This window comes from Hahella sp. KA22, from assembly GCF_004135205.1.
Taxonomy (GTDB): Bacteria; Pseudomonadota; Gammaproteobacteria; order Pseudomonadales; family Oleiphilaceae; genus Hahella.
Map to the genome: position 1 here is coordinate 3,736,572 of NZ_CP035490.1, position 13,255 is coordinate 3,749,826.

At 49.2% G+C, this 13,255-nt stretch carries 14 protein-coding genes; 10 read left to right on the forward strand and 4 right to left on the reverse strand.

The genetic code is table 11. The features are described 5' to 3' along the window. Positions 1 to 12 precede the first annotated feature (12 nt). Positions 13 to 822, forward strand: a complete 810-nt coding sequence (locus tag EUZ85_RS16625; RefSeq protein WP_127970343.1) for a phytanoyl-CoA dioxygenase family protein — start codon at positions 13 to 15, stop codon at positions 820 to 822. Between the two features lie 488 nt (positions 823 to 1,310). Here the strand turns inward: EUZ85_RS16625 and EUZ85_RS16630 are convergent, their stop codons facing one another. Continuing rightward, on the reverse strand, positions 1,311 to 1,658 hold the full coding sequence (locus tag EUZ85_RS16630; protein ID WP_127970344.1) for a hypothetical protein: 348 nt from the start codon (positions 1,656 to 1,658) through the stop codon (positions 1,311 to 1,313). A gap of 21 nt (positions 1,659 to 1,679) precedes the next feature. Then, a complete protein-coding gene (locus tag EUZ85_RS16635; RefSeq protein WP_127970345.1) occupies positions 1,680 to 2,576 on the reverse strand; it encodes a hypothetical protein in 897 nt (298 codons plus the stop codon). A 376-nt stretch (positions 2,577 to 2,952) separates the two neighbouring features. Between EUZ85_RS16635 and EUZ85_RS16640 the strand changes: the two genes are divergently transcribed. The 4 genes from EUZ85_RS16640 to EUZ85_RS16655 all read left to right on the forward strand — a co-directional run bounded on the left by EUZ85_RS16640 (position 2,953) and on the right by EUZ85_RS16655 (position 6,545). Beyond that, positions 2,953 to 3,321 (forward strand): hypothetical protein, encoded by a 369-nt coding sequence (locus tag EUZ85_RS16640; protein ID WP_127970346.1) that lies wholly within the window; start codon positions 2,953 to 2,955, stop codon positions 3,319 to 3,321. A gap of 99 nt (positions 3,322 to 3,420) precedes the next feature. Then, the gene (locus EUZ85_RS16645; protein ID WP_127970347.1) at positions 3,421 to 4,152 is read left to right on the forward strand and encodes a response regulator; all 732 of its coding nucleotides are present in this window, start codon (positions 3,421 to 3,423) and stop codon (positions 4,150 to 4,152) included. Positions 4,153 to 4,270: 118 nt separating this feature from the next. Continuing rightward, the gene (locus tag EUZ85_RS16650) at positions 4,271 to 5,395 is read left to right on the forward strand and encodes a sulfite exporter TauE/SafE family protein (protein ID WP_127970348.1); all 1,125 of its coding nucleotides are present in this window, start codon (positions 4,271 to 4,273) and stop codon (positions 5,393 to 5,395) included. A 409-nt stretch (positions 5,396 to 5,804) separates the two neighbouring features. Continuing rightward, a complete protein-coding gene (locus EUZ85_RS16655; RefSeq protein ID WP_127970349.1) occupies positions 5,805 to 6,545 on the forward strand; it encodes an ABC transporter substrate-binding protein in 741 nt (246 codons plus the stop codon). 13 nt (positions 6,546 to 6,558) lie between these two features. Here the strand turns inward: EUZ85_RS16655 and bfr are convergent, their stop codons facing one another. Further along, positions 6,559 to 7,023 (reverse strand): bacterioferritin, encoded by a 465-nt coding sequence (gene bfr / locus EUZ85_RS16660; protein ID WP_127970350.1) that lies wholly within the window; start codon positions 7,021 to 7,023, stop codon positions 6,559 to 6,561. A gap of 208 nt (positions 7,024 to 7,231) precedes the next feature. Here bfr and EUZ85_RS16665 point away from each other — a divergent pair, with 208 nt between their 5' ends. The 5 genes from EUZ85_RS16665 (at position 7,232) to EUZ85_RS16685 (ending at position 10,825) form a co-directional block, all read left to right on the forward strand. Then, complete coding sequence (locus EUZ85_RS16665) at positions 7,232 to 8,317, forward strand: serine hydrolase (RefSeq protein ID WP_127970351.1); 1,086 nt, start codon at positions 7,232 to 7,234, stop codon at positions 8,315 to 8,317. 158 nt (positions 8,318 to 8,475) lie between these two features. Further along, positions 8,476 to 9,273, forward strand: coding sequence for a hypothetical protein (locus tag EUZ85_RS16670; RefSeq protein ID WP_129498745.1), 798 nt, complete (start codon positions 8,476 to 8,478; stop codon positions 9,271 to 9,273). 38 nt (positions 9,274 to 9,311) lie between these two features. Further along, positions 9,312 to 9,641, forward strand: a complete 330-nt coding sequence (locus tag EUZ85_RS16675) for a hypothetical protein (protein WP_127970353.1) — start codon at positions 9,312 to 9,314, stop codon at positions 9,639 to 9,641. A 123-nt stretch (positions 9,642 to 9,764) separates the two neighbouring features. After that, the gene (locus tag EUZ85_RS16680; protein WP_127970354.1) at positions 9,765 to 10,253 is read left to right on the forward strand and encodes a hypothetical protein; all 489 of its coding nucleotides are present in this window, start codon (positions 9,765 to 9,767) and stop codon (positions 10,251 to 10,253) included. A gap of 164 nt (positions 10,254 to 10,417) precedes the next feature. Next, the gene (locus tag EUZ85_RS16685; protein WP_127970355.1) at positions 10,418 to 10,825 is read left to right on the forward strand and encodes a GFA family protein; all 408 of its coding nucleotides are present in this window, start codon (positions 10,418 to 10,420) and stop codon (positions 10,823 to 10,825) included. Positions 10,826 to 10,886: 61 nt separating this feature from the next. Here the strand turns inward: EUZ85_RS16685 and EUZ85_RS16690 are convergent, their stop codons facing one another. Further along, the gene (locus tag EUZ85_RS16690) at positions 10,887 to 13,220 is read right to left on the reverse strand and encodes a Z1 domain-containing protein (protein WP_127970356.1); all 2,334 of its coding nucleotides are present in this window, start codon (positions 13,218 to 13,220) and stop codon (positions 10,887 to 10,889) included. Positions 13,221 to 13,255 lie beyond the last annotated feature (35 nt).

Consider the following 13,255-nt stretch of genomic DNA (forward strand, 5'->3'; position numbering starts at 1 on the left):
AAGGAGTCTGACATGCTGAGCTTGTACGCTAAAGATTCAATGGTGGATTTTTTAGTACAGAAATTGGACTACAAAATTCGTTGCGCGCTTTCCCCCTTTGCGGTGGCGAAGGAGTACAAAGCGCACCTGGACACCTTAAACAGGGACGGTTGTGTGGTATTCGAGGAATATTTTTCGCCTGAGCAGGTGGACGAGTTCCTGGAGGACATCGAGGCCGCCAAGAGGCGTCAGGATCTTACCCGGGTCGCCAACGGTCATATCGACACAGGGATTTCCCGTGTTTACGATGTCGCCGCCGTTGCGCCAATGACCCGCAAAATTTTTGAAGACCCGATGATCCTCAGCCTGATCAAAGGCTATTGCTCCAGTAAGTGCGAGCTTTTGAAAACGTTCTATGAAGAGAAAAGGGAAGTGGGGACATCCTCCCAGTCCAACCACCACCACTTTGACGACTGGCGTCATCGTATAAAAGTGTGGGTGTACCTGACCGATGTAACAGAAAATCAGGCGCCGACTACCATCACTCTGGGCAGCCACAAAAATCATTTATGGCGTTACTGGCCGGAATACAATTACTTTCTGCACTTCCGCACCGACGAAAATAATCGCTATACAGAAATGACCGACTATTCCGGCATGTTCTGGCCCCACGAAGCGGCGACGATCCGTAAATTATGGAAATATAAAGAGAAGACCATTACTGGCAAGAAGGGGACGATGTTTATCTTCGATTCCCGCGCATTACACCGCTCAACCGTATTGAAAGAAGGCGAACGCAAGATTGTTACCGGCTATTACACCTATAAAGGTCTGGGGCTGTAGACGAGCGAAACCGCTCAAAAGAGTCATCCAGCGTAAAGAAAGCTACGCGAAGTATTAACATGGCAATGATATTGGCATGTTAATCACCAGGCGCATGGACGCGCCTGCGCGGCGACAAGCCGCGGGAGACAGGGCCTGACCTGTGCAGGCCCTGTCGTTGCAGACAAATAGAAGGAAGCTATTTGTCTGCCTGATTAATAACACAGCGAAGTGGATAGTGCGGGTAATTAGTATTTAAGAGCAAGCACTGAAAAAAGCCGCTCCCGACAATAGAATAAGTAGCAAACCGTAATGCGTCGGGAGCGGTCGATCGAAATCGTTGAAGCTGTTTATTGCGTGGAGACAATGTCTCCTTTGCGGCGTTGAACTTTAAATTCCCCTCTAATGTCGCCTTGCGCGTATCTGACCCAGCCGGTGTCGTGTCTCAGACCACATTTCCAGGTTGCGAACGCCGCTGACGAACTCAACGAGCCCATCTACTCCGGTGTTCAGCACACAGCCATGAAAGCGTTGGCTGTATAGCTTTTCACTCTGCGGCCATCGTTGCGTTCGCCCTTGTAGGCGATATCGTAATAGCCGCCGTTGGGACAATTGGTGGTGACCTCTGTCTGTATCGCGTCGGGCAGATCCGCGAACCCGTTCTGCATGGCGGAGAAGCTATACAGACGGCTCTCGGCGATGGTCACGTAGGATACGTGATACGCCTTGCGCGCCAGGGATGCCAGTTCGTTGCGCTGACTGTCTTCAGAAGAGGAGGCGGAGCCCCCTCCGCCGCCGCAGCCTGAGAGCATAGCCATGCCTGCAACGAGACTTATTACGCCTGGAAGTAGTCTCATGACTCACCGCCTCAATTTTATTTAGAAGTCATTGAAATGGTCATTGAGACGAGTGACGACAGATTGCCCGCCCAGGTCTTTATTGGTGATGAAGACCACCCTTCCTCTATCCATCTCGAATAGTGTGTCGCGTTCAACGCCAGAGATCCCGGTTTCTCCCTCTTTAACGCCTGAGAAGACCAGCACTTGCTTGATTGAGAGGCTTTCCAACATGATGCTGCCGTTGGTTTTGACTTTCATGATGTTTGGCAAAATAGCGTTTGGTTTGATAGTTAACTGAACAGGAGCAAAGCTTTTATGCATCTCGTTCAACGTGAAAAACGCTTCAGCGAGGACGGTGACGTTACCGCCAAGAGTGACATCCATCTTGAAGGGATAGCTACCTGCTTCATTGGTGCGAGACACTTTCGTCGTAATGGTGCCCGAGTACTCCAACGGCAAACCTTCGAGACTGACTTTCACATCGTCGTTGACGGACTCTGTCGTCAGTTCAAGGGCGTCGCCTTCCGGTAGCGTAAGCGAAAAGTCGCGGGAGCCGCTGACATAAGTGATGGTATCCATGACGCCGTAGTCCATAGAGCAGTTGCTAAACTTCTGTGTAAACGTGCTCGTTTTTTCCTTTAGCGATTTGAACTCGATCGTGTAATAACCGCCTTTGGGGCAGGTGACGGTTTTCGCGCCATCTAAAATGCCAGGCAGCTTGTTGTCCTTTAGCTCAACTGAGTAGAAGCTGTATAACCGCGCATCCGCCAGCGGCACATAGGTGATAGCGTACGCCTGCCGTGCAAGTGAGAATTCATACGCACTGATTGTGTTATTTGCTGTTGATCCATTACCCGATGAAGAGCCGCCGCCCCCACCGCCACATCCTGTGAGCAAAGCCAAAACCGATACCAAAGCAATGCTACGTGTTTTCATTCGTTATTAATTTCCAGAGAACCAAAAATAGAGATGTATACCGCGCACTAACCGCGCAGCCCTTGTTAGCAGGGAGTTGAACTTTAATTACCTTCCTGTAACACATCCCATACGTAAAATTACTAAAACGTTTAAGTTCGTATGCGCTATGCTTATTGAAAGAAACGAGAGGTGGAAAGGCTTCCGTGATATGAAAGCGTTTCCTTTTTTATAAATTTACACTGTTAATTTTTCTATCGAAAATGTGACCTGTGTCGCAAAAAGTGATGGACGGGATTTAACCAAAGGATTAATAATCTAATCATATGGAGTAATGCCGTTCTAAGATCTTGGAACAACCAGGAAGCGCTTTTGCGGTTTACAAGGAAAGGACACCATGAAAACAATATCGCTATGGCTCTTATTGTTACTGGCGTGGGACGCGGAAGCGGCTTATGTCACCTCTACGGACTCTGCGGAGTACGATCTAAAACGCCCCCTCGAAAGCATGAATATCAAGTATGGCTATGAAGAGCCGCAGCTTGAACGCTTGCCTGCAGGCAAGTGCGGAATCGGCGGTGGGCTCTACGTGAACACGGACTTCTGCAAAACCTCGGACCTTTCGTCGACAGGCGCTGCGATCACGGCGACAGAGTCGGTGTCAGGCGCCTCGGCGTCCGCCAATCCGACTGTGGCGGCGGTGTTCGGACTCAGTCTGATCGGCTTGGGATTACTCGGTTTGGGAGCGCTGCAAATACGGTCATAAGAGATAACAAACCGTTTCCCTAATTTACCAAATCCTCGCTTACTATCCGGGGACTGAGGCCTAGACTTGAATCACATTCAGGCGAAAGAGGGTGATTCTATGAGCGGCGCAGTCCTTTTGGTTGATGATGAACCCGGGGTGACTCAATCCCTGACCCGTCTACTTCACCGACGAGGTTATCGCACTCATTCCGCACATGATGGCGTGGCTGCGCTGCGGCTTATGCAGCAGCATGATTTCGACGTGGTGATCACCGATTTCAACATGCCCTACATGAACGGGGTGGAGTTTCTGCAAAAAGTCGGTCACAAGTACCCACGCATCGAGAGAGTGTTGATGAGCGGGTTAAGTGAATTCTCCATGCTGCGGGACGCTGTCAACAGCGCCCGCGTCAATACTTTTATAACCAAACCCTGGGACGACGAAGACGTGGTGCGCGTGGTGACTCAGTCGTTGCGTTCCGCGGCGGGACGGGAAGATGCGCAGGCGTTTCGCGATATTCTCGACAACGCCAGGGAAGGGGTGGTGGTGATCGATCGCAGCGGCGTAGTGACCGATATCAATGAAAAGCTGTGCTTCTGGCTGGGGTACGAAGCCCATGAGCTGATTGGCGTGGCGTCCTCCACCATGCGATCCGACCATCAGCCACGCGAAGCCTATCAGGCCCTGTACGCCGATGTGGTGGACCGGGGATGTTGGGAGGGCGTACTGCATTTGCGCCGCAAGGACGGCGGTTCACTGAAGACTGAGACGCTGATCAAGCCATTCCGGGACGGCGACGGCTGCATCGAGCGCATTGTCTTCTACGTCTTCCCGTCGGAATTTCAGTAAAAAGCACATAGGACAATAACCAAAACCGGGACAGTAAGTCCCGGTTTTATCCATAGCAGCCAGCAGGAGCGTCATTTTAGTATCTAGGCTCAGTTGCAATTAACGCCTGGTAACTTCTATGACGATACAAGCGCCACGTAAGAAATTCATTTGGGTTTGGCTGTTATGGCTGGTTGGTTTTTATAGCGTATGGGCGTTCCTGGTGTTCGGCCTCGATCAATGGGGAGCGGTGACGGAACACTGGCCTATCGCTCTGGCGATGGCGCTGGGCAGTTACGCCGCCGGATCTACGCCCATGGGGGGCGGCACTGTTGGGTTTCCTGTATTGGTGCTGTTGTTTGATATGCCGGCGACGTTGGGGCGGGACTTCAGTTTCGCCGTACAGGCGATCGGGATGACCAGCGCCAGCATTTTTATACTGGCCCGTCGCCAGCCTCTCGCCTGGTCCATGCTGTTTGGCGCTATGTTTGGCGCAATGATTGGCACGCCTTTGGGAATTTTCTTCATCGCTCCTTATGTCCCTGGTTTATTGATAAAAGTCGTATTTGCGGTGATCTGGGCCAGTTTCGGCATTCTGCATCTATATCGTATTCGTGAGATCGCCGGTCATAGCGGCATGACTGAGTTTGACGAGAACTGGGATTTCCGCGTCGGCGCCATGCTTGGCCTGTGCGCTGGCGCGTCTGTCGCCTCTGTCACTGGCGTCGGTATCGACATGGTGATTTACAGCGCGCTGGTGTTGCTATGCCGCGCCGACCTCAAGATCGCGATTCCCACCTCCGTTGTCATCATGGCGTTCACTTCCGTGCTGGGCGTGGTGGTGAAAAATCTATCTACCGGCATGCAGCCCGGTGTATATGAAAACTGGCTGGCGGCGGCTCCGATTGTCGCGCTGGGAGCGCCTTTGGGCGCCTACATCGTAGATTTGATCGGGCGTAAACCAACACTGTTATTCGTCGCGGTGCTGTGTGTGGGACAGTTTATCTGGACCTGCTCCGTAGAGCGTCACACGTTGGGCGTGGCTGGCGTTTTGATGGCGGTGGGCGCAGTGGGCGTCTGTTTGTATGGCTTTGAGCGTCTGCGCGCCTGGGGTGCTGTGCTGGTAGGAGAAGCCAAGGAGAAGCAGGCGGCGAAGACTCGTCTGGCGTATCTGGCGGAGATGTCTGGGCAGACTTTGTCTCAGAACCCTTATCCTTCTCAGGGGCGCACTGTGAAACAGGTGGAGGCGGCGGACGTAAGCTGAGGTCGCTCTCCGCAGGCTGACATTATTAATCAGGCAGTCAAATAGCTTCCTTCTATTTGTCTGCAACGACAGGGCCTGCACAGGTCAGGCCCTGTCTCCCGCGGCTAGCCGCCGCGCAGGCGCGTCCATTCTCCTGGTGATTAACATGCCAATATCATTGCCATGTTAATAAAATCATCTACCGGCGAGTAAGCGGCGGGAAAATCTCCTGCCGCTTTTCCATGTCTCAATTAATGAAATAGCCGGCTTGTTTAGGCCGCTCACTTTGACTTGGCGTTATTGCACTCCTACCTTTAGTTAATCAGAGCCGCTGATTATGCCTGTCACAGGTTGATCTCCGGCTCCGCTCCAATTGCAAAAATCAGAATCGCCCGGGATTGGCGCATTACCCTGGTCAGGGGAACCAGCGATGCGTTACAGGCTGTTGTTGTCGATTTTTATGCTCGCCTTGATGATCTCTCCGTTAAAGGCCGAACCGCGCCTGATTGCTGGTGAAGCGCCATTATTTTGTTATATGAAAAGAGATAAAGTGCGCGGCGTGGCCTGTGATCTGCTGCGTGAAATGGCGCAGCGCGTGGGGCGCTCGGGGGAAATTGAATTGATGCCTTTCAAGCGGGCGCTGCATGAGACCAATCATACTCAGGATGCGCTGATGGTTCCGGTGGCCCGCACAGACGAACGAGCGCCGGATTATCAATGGCTGACAGAAATACTGCAGGAGGAGTTTCTGTTGGCGGCTCTGCGTGAGAGTCCGGCGGATATTTCCAGTTTCGACGCGGCCAGGAAGCTGGACATCGGCGTATTGATCGGCGGCGCTTCTGCTCAAATCATCAAGGACCAGCGCCTGACCCATGTGCAGGAAGTCTACACGGAAGAGCTGAACGTGCGGAAACTGGCGGCGGGACGCATAGATGCCTGGCTGGGTTCCTGGAACGTCATGCGGCAGGCGCAGCGTGATCTGGGATATCCTGACGATGCCTTACGCCGCGGCGCTGTAGGTATTCGGGTGCGCATTTATCTGGCGGGCTCGCCAGGACTGGGGCCGTTGGAAGTGACGAAATGGCTCACCGCCTTCAAATCCATGCAAGACGACGGCGTGTACGCCCGTATTCTGCAACGCTATCGTTACCAACAGCCCTTGGAGCAGTAAGTTTGCGTCAGTCTCACATGTGAGACTGCAGGTAATTCTGCTCGCCCACTTTGTCCATCAGATCCAGCTGAGTCTCCAGCCAGTCAATGTGTTCTTCCTCATCCTCAAGAATGTCCTGGAACAAATCCCGACTCACATAATCCGCATGCTTTTCGCAGTAGGCGATGGCGGCGCGCAGGTCTTTGGCGGCGTCCATTTCCAGGCTGAGGTCGCAGGACAGCATTTCGCGCACGTTTTCGCCGATACGTAATTTGCCGAGTTTTTGTAGATTGGGCAGGCCTTCCAGAAACAGGATGCGGTTAATCAAGTTGTCCGCATGCTTCATCTCATCAATGGATTCTTCGTATTCGTGCTCATTGAGCTCTTCCAGGCCCCAGTTCTTGTACATGCGGGCGTGCAGGAAATATTGATTGATGGCGATTAGTTCGTTGCCTAAGACTGTGTTCAGATGAGTGATGACTTTCGGATCGCTTTTCATCGTCGTAACCTCCCTCCCATTGGTCCTCAGGGGATAAAAGCCGACACCCCTGGGGGGGTATGCCTCGTTGATCGCGGTTTGATCATTATAGGCTAGTTGTCGCCATGCATAAAATGTAACCATCTGATATATAAACAAAAACAGTGGTAGATTTGATTCTTATTCGTGTTAAATTTCTCTTTTGTCGAAATCCGAGTTGGAGAGAGGAATGAGTGGTTTCAGGGATATGAAGATATGGCTGTTTGTCTGTCTGGTCGCGACATTGGCGCATGCGTCGCAAGCCATTGCAGCGCCGACGGCGCTGGGCGAATTGACGCTGGAAGGGCAGATATTGGCGGCGGCGCTGTCCGACAAAAAGACGCGTCCATTCAGCGGTGTTGTGATAATCGCGCAAGGAAAACATGTCCTGTTCAGTTACGCCCATGGCGTGAGTACGCCGATCACCGTAAACAGCCGTTTCCTTATCGGTTCGTTGAGTAAGCAAATTACCGCCGTTCTGGCGCTGCAGCAGGCGCAAGCCGGGGCGCTTCGACTCAATGCGTCCCCCGCTGACTATGACTTGTCGCTATCTGAGCCCTGGTTGAAGCAGGTGCAGGTAGGGGAGTTGCTTAATCATACGTCCGGCGTCACTCGTCCTGGCGCTCCTCTGAAATTTCAGTCTGGCGATGGTTTCGCGTATTCCAATTATGGATATGAGATTACAGGCGAGCTGATTGCGCAGCTTTCTGGGCGCTCTTATCGTGAGTTAGCGGCGAAATTGTTTGAGCGTTGCGGCATGACGGAAAGCGTCGTTCCAGAGGCGAATAATGCTACCTATCCAGCCAATTTGGCGCAGGGGTTTAGCGAGGACGAGCAAGGCGGTTTGGCGGCGGCGGATAGGAAGGTCTCCTCTCAGCATGCGCCGTCTTCGGGCGTCGTCTCCACGGCGATGGATCTGGTCCGTTGGAATCAGTGCCTGCATGACGGCGTCGCCCTGGAGCCGGAGTGGTATGGAAAGATGACGCAAGCGTCAGCCACACGCAGCCACCGCTGGGGAGATTTGGGATACGGGTATGGCGTGCAGGTGTCGCGACAAGGGCCGCGCGAATACAGTCATAGCGGTTACGTACCGGGCTATATCTCCACCTTGTCTTACTTTCCTGAACGCAAAATCAGTTTGGTGGTGTTGGAGAATGTGTCCTGGTCGGTGCGCGACATGGATAGAGTCTTTCATCACCATGATCAGGTGCGCAGCCTGTTAATGCAGGCGTTGCAAACGTCGCCAACTACTGTGGCCACCCAGGGGCGGCAGTAACCCCTGCGTCTCTTTGGCTACAGACAGGAGAGTGAGCTACTTTTTGATTTAAGACGAAAGTTTGTCAATCTACAGACTTGTGTGGAGGTGCGCGGCGCGAAAGTGGGAATGTAGGGATAGGTAACTGAAGATATCAGTCAACAGGAGTGAGAAGGATCATGCGTCAAGTTATGTTAATCGTAGTCGCGCTCATACTGTCGGGGTGTGAGTCCATCGCCAAAAACTATCTGCCTGGAGAATTGATTCTGCCGGCGAAAAACTCCTCCGACCACCCCTATATCACAGAGGAAGGGATGATCGATTTGTCGCAGTTGAACCTGAAAAGCAACAGCAAAACCTATCGCAATCAGGTGATGTCCCAGGCGATCGCGTTATCCGATAGAAAGTGCACCCTGCACAAGGCCGGCATTATCTCAAACGCCAACGCCTGGAACGTGGGTACCGGCTCGGCGGCCATGCTGTTCTCGGGAACCGCCTCCGTGCTCTCTCACGCCAAAACCGCCGGCAATCTGGCCGCCGCCGCCACCGCCACCTCCGGCATTCAATCTCTAGTGAACAAAGAGGTCTACGCAGACGCCTTGGGCACAACCATACTGCGCTCCATCGACGTCGCCCGCTCCAAACACAAAGCGGTGCTGGAAGCCGGCATGAAAAACACCACAGCGGACTATCCACTGTCCCTGGCCGTCCTGGACCTGCAAGCCTACCACGACAGCTGCTCCCTCATGGCGGGCCTGGTGGAAGTCACCAAAGCCTTCGAAAACCGCAGCCCCTCGCGTAATGAGTTGAAGAGGGACATCAATTACCTCGGCGAAAGAATCGCCTCAATCAGGGAAGCCCAACGCAGCGGCGTCACCCTGACAAAAGACGAACAAGACAGCCTCGACGAATTCACCCGCGTGCTTAAGATGAAGGAACTACAGTATGTCGGGGAGGGTGGGGCGTCTAAGGATTAGTATGTCTATTATGGGAAAAATAGAGTGTATAAAAAGCGATGAAACTGCTTGAATTTATTGACAGGGTAAAGAAAAGGCCGGGTATGTATTTATACGGCGACAACCCGCTTAATTCTCTTGAAATGATGATTTACGGTTATGAAGTCGCGTTAAAAAATCATGCTATTGAAGGCGATTTGTGTAATTTTAGGGCTGAATTTAATAACTATTTATTTAAGGCGTTAGGCTGGAGCACGTCGCGAGGATGGTCCAATGCAATAGTCGCCAATACGGCATCCACAGAAGAAGCGACAGAAATTTTCTTTGATTTGGTCGGACGGTTTGTTTTATTGAAGTATGGAATCAAAAGTTCGATCTATGATGGCTGAAGGTGAGAGTGGTTTGAGGTAGAAGGCTGCTTTTAAGGCAGGATCTGGCAAAGAGGTTTTGTTATTAATCAAAGTGTGAAAAATATCTCAATTGTTTAGGGGATTTGACTTGGATTATAGTTTGTGAAAATTGCCACAGAATTTATTGTTCTTCACAAAGACCAGAAAATGCCTGAAGAAGAGATGTTTTGCGCCTCTCTTTGGATGGCTGATGATACTGATACAGATGGGGACTATTATTGCTATAATATTAATGGCCGTTGGACAAGTCTTTCCATTACTAAGAGAGAGCCAGATGGGAAGAAAAGCTCTTTGTCCGTGAGTGTTTATTGGGAATTTGATCGATTTTATGAGCCTGCTATTTTAGAAGATGATGACCTGAAACGCTTTATAGATTATAAACATCAGGGGCGATATGCTGATGTTAAGGCTATTAGTGACATAGAGAAACTTGCTGTAACATCTCTCTCGTTTGAAACTTACAGCTTGGTTGATTATGCGGAGTTCTTGCGTACAGTCTATTTTTATCTGGACTATACACATGGTATATTGGTCAACTTTAAAGATTTCAATGCAGAAAGATTTAAAGAAGAATTTCTTTCTGAAGAATGATGCTGTCATCAGCTCTGCGTATTGTTGGTGGTTTATTAGACGCCGCCAAACTATCAATAATGACAAATCACGATGCTAATGATTAATTAGTGCTACACCCAGGCCGCGTGCATAAAAGTAAGTTCGGCTAACTAGCTATCATCTAGATAAATATCGAGAGTGAAATGAGCGCCAGACACCACGGCTCCTGCCTATGCGGAGAGGTACGTTTTGAGATACAGGGCGATTTTGAAAGCTTCTATCTCTGCCACTGCGAGCATTGCCGCAAAGACACTGGGTCGGCGCATGCTTCAAACTTATTCTCTACAACGGCGCAATTGATGTGGCTTGGCGGTGAAGAGCAGGTCAAAACGTTCACGTTGCCAGGAACCCAACACTGCAAAAGCTTTTGTTCACACTGCGGCTCAGCGTTGCCAAATATTCAGATGAATGGCCAACTCCTGGCCGTTCCCGCCGGCAGCTTGGATAGCAAAGTCACGATAAAACCCAATGCGCATATTTTCGTCTCCAGCAGGGCGGAGTGGGATGCAGAGTTGGAGAAATTCCCACTGCTGGAGAGATTGCCAGCATGAGTGCGTGACTTTGATTAGTATCAGGAATATATGAACTATTTTATTACTAATTAGTCGAGAGTTATGAAGCAGTTTTTGTAGCGAAAATACATGGCTCTGAGTCAGTAGGGGCTGCAAGTATAGGCCACCAGAATGAGTGTGCTGACCACCCTCTCTCTAGACCCCCTTTTTGTTGAAGCAGTACTAGAGCCGGTTTTTGACGCGGAGTATTAATAACCTTCTCTCTTAGTGGTATCCCGAGAATGGAGCGACCTGACTTGTTTCCAGAGCCGACCTTAGTTAGCTCCCTACCAGTTTCAGCAAGCAGTAATATTTCTCCATCAGCATTATTGTTAACCTCTGAATAGTACCTTAATAACCCTCGCATAGCATTCCACTCGAATTGAGTACCATTAAAACTCATGCTTTCTTCAATTAACGATATGATTTTTAATGCAACAGCCTCGCTAACAGGTGTAAAGTTTCCCGTATCTCTCCATTCTGGTTTAATAAGTAAGTTCAACTTTCTTTGAATTTCAGCCATAACGGATCCTCCAATAGTATCAAACCCTGAAGGAAGTAGTAGTGTTGTTGGTGATACGGTAACGACATGACTTACCTGCACTTTATTTGGAGCACACGGGATCACACTTTTAGCGTCGTCAATTTGAATAAAAACTACGCCTTGATCGTGAGCTTTGTTTTCAAATGCATCTCTTAATGTGTTCTCGAACTCATTGATTGAAAAAAGTCGATCATACACTGAGCGGGACGTGTATAATCGTGTTACTGCTAAGTCTTCTTTTGTTCTATTTCCGTACATTCGAGAGTGCTGTAGTACTGTGTCTGCCTGCATTGTACGTGGGTTTCTGCCATAGTAGAAAGATATTAGATTTGGTATGGTTATTCCTCTGTCGAGAATATTCCCTCCTACAAATATATTATATGGAGTTCTAAGCTTGAGCTCAGCCTTTTCGTCTAGAAGAGCCATTACATCATTGTCGGAGTTTACTTTTTCAACAACTATTTCTTCGCTTTGAAGGGCGTCGATGAATATACAAAAGCAATCGTCATGACTGGGCATGTCACCACCATTTTTAGTTACAGAGGATTGCAAATCTAAATACGATTCATTAAATATTTCTCTTAGCGAGTCTGGGTTTTTGTCAGCTGAACTTGAAACTCTTTGAAATATCCAATCTATAACTTGATCTTGCCATGAGTGTGCTGCTCTCTGAACATCATTGTGAATAATCATTGAGTATTTCTCTACAGACTCACCTGTTGAGCGCTGTTGCCATTGGCGAATGCCACTCGCTATAATAAAAGTTGCTATCGCCCTGCGAATTCCGAGTGTATTTGGCGTCTCTAGTATATTTTCCTTTTTAATCCTTCTATGATCTGGTTTCCTCAACGCATCTTGCTCTTGATTAGAGACCTCGACGAAGAGCTTTGATCTTGGGTCGTTAGTGTCAAAATCACCAAAATAGTCATCTCCTCCCACATAGCCAGAATGAATAGGGAGCAGCTCCGTGAATGCTGGCCGCTTGGGTTTGAAAATATAATCTCTACCATGCATAGAGCTTTGGTAGTTGTCAGGTTGCAAGTATAAAGAGTAAGGTGTTGCAGTTACTTGTAGATAGGCAATGGATGAAGATATTTCTCTAAGTTGATCTATTTGGTCAGCAATTGTTCCCTGCGTATATGTTAATCCACCCTTTTTCTTTATGAATCTTACGCTCGCTAAATCTGCCTCGTCGTCAACTATTAATACTTTCTTCTTTTGTAATCCTTGAGTTATTAGAAAATCAATGAGCTTTATTAGATTTTGCTTTTGTTTTTTTGCAACTATTACTATCTTTCTTCTTAGCTCGCTCTGGGTCATTTTTCCAGGAAGTTTCATTATATCTAAAACTATAATCTCATCTTTTTCGATGAATGAAGAAAAATCCGAGCATAGTCTTTTTACTGTCTGCTCTGAAAGCGTTCTTGTGCCTTTTGTAAGTATTATTGAAATGTCAAATCCTTTGTCGAAAGAGCTGGCAACCACTCCTATGAAAGCTCTTGTCTTCCCTGATTGTATTTTTCCTAACAATATTCCTGGCTTACTATCGCTAGTTGCGGAACCTTCAAGCTGATCTACAACCTTTTGGATACATTCTGAAAGGTCTTCGCTATCTTTACGATGTTCCATAAGCCGATGGTAAAAGTCGGGCTCCCTTCCAAGGTCTTCAAGGTTTTGTTTGTTCCTGATTAGCCAAGCATCTATTTGTATTTTTCTGAATTTTGGGGAAGCGGATCCTTCGTCTATAGGACGTGGGAAATCTGCAGATCGTAAGCGCCAGGTCTGGACGTTACTTTCAGAACATGTAGCCATTTTGGCTATTTCAGTCATGTCTACGAACTCGTTCCCCATATGACCTCCTACTCACGATAGATAAAACCATACTC

Coding starts and splice junctions, on each gene's coding strand:
- EUZ85_RS16655 (WP_127970349.1), top strand. CDS start 5,805: ATGCGTTACAGGCTGTTGTTGTCGATTTTTATGCTCGCCTTGATGATC.
- EUZ85_RS16690 (WP_127970356.1), bottom strand. CDS start 13,220: ATGGGGAACGAGTTCGTAGACATGACTGAAATAGCCAAAATGGCTACA.
- EUZ85_RS16685 (WP_127970355.1), top strand. CDS start 10,418: ATGAGCGCCAGACACCACGGCTCCTGCCTATGCGGAGAGGTACGTTTT.
- EUZ85_RS16670 (WP_129498745.1), top strand. CDS start 8,476: ATGCGTCAAGTTATGTTAATCGTAGTCGCGCTCATACTGTCGGGGTGT.
- EUZ85_RS16675 (WP_127970353.1), top strand. CDS start 9,312: ATGAAACTGCTTGAATTTATTGACAGGGTAAAGAAAAGGCCGGGTATG.
- EUZ85_RS16625 (WP_127970343.1), top strand. CDS start 13: ATGCTGAGCTTGTACGCTAAAGATTCAATGGTGGATTTTTTAGTACAG.
- EUZ85_RS16665 (WP_127970351.1), top strand. CDS start 7,232: ATGAGTGGTTTCAGGGATATGAAGATATGGCTGTTTGTCTGTCTGGTC.
- EUZ85_RS16640 (WP_127970346.1), top strand. CDS start 2,953: ATGAAAACAATATCGCTATGGCTCTTATTGTTACTGGCGTGGGACGCG.
- bfr (WP_127970350.1), bottom strand. CDS start 7,023: ATGAAAAGCGATCCGAAAGTCATCACTCATCTGAACACAGTCTTAGGC.
- EUZ85_RS16630 (WP_127970344.1), bottom strand. CDS start 1,658: ATGAGACTACTTCCAGGCGTAATAAGTCTCGTTGCAGGCATGGCTATG.
- EUZ85_RS16645 (WP_127970347.1), top strand. CDS start 3,421: ATGAGCGGCGCAGTCCTTTTGGTTGATGATGAACCCGGGGTGACTCAA.
- EUZ85_RS16635 (WP_127970345.1), bottom strand. CDS start 2,576: ATGAAAACACGTAGCATTGCTTTGGTATCGGTTTTGGCTTTGCTCACA.
- EUZ85_RS16650 (WP_127970348.1), top strand. CDS start 4,271: ATGACGATACAAGCGCCACGTAAGAAATTCATTTGGGTTTGGCTGTTA.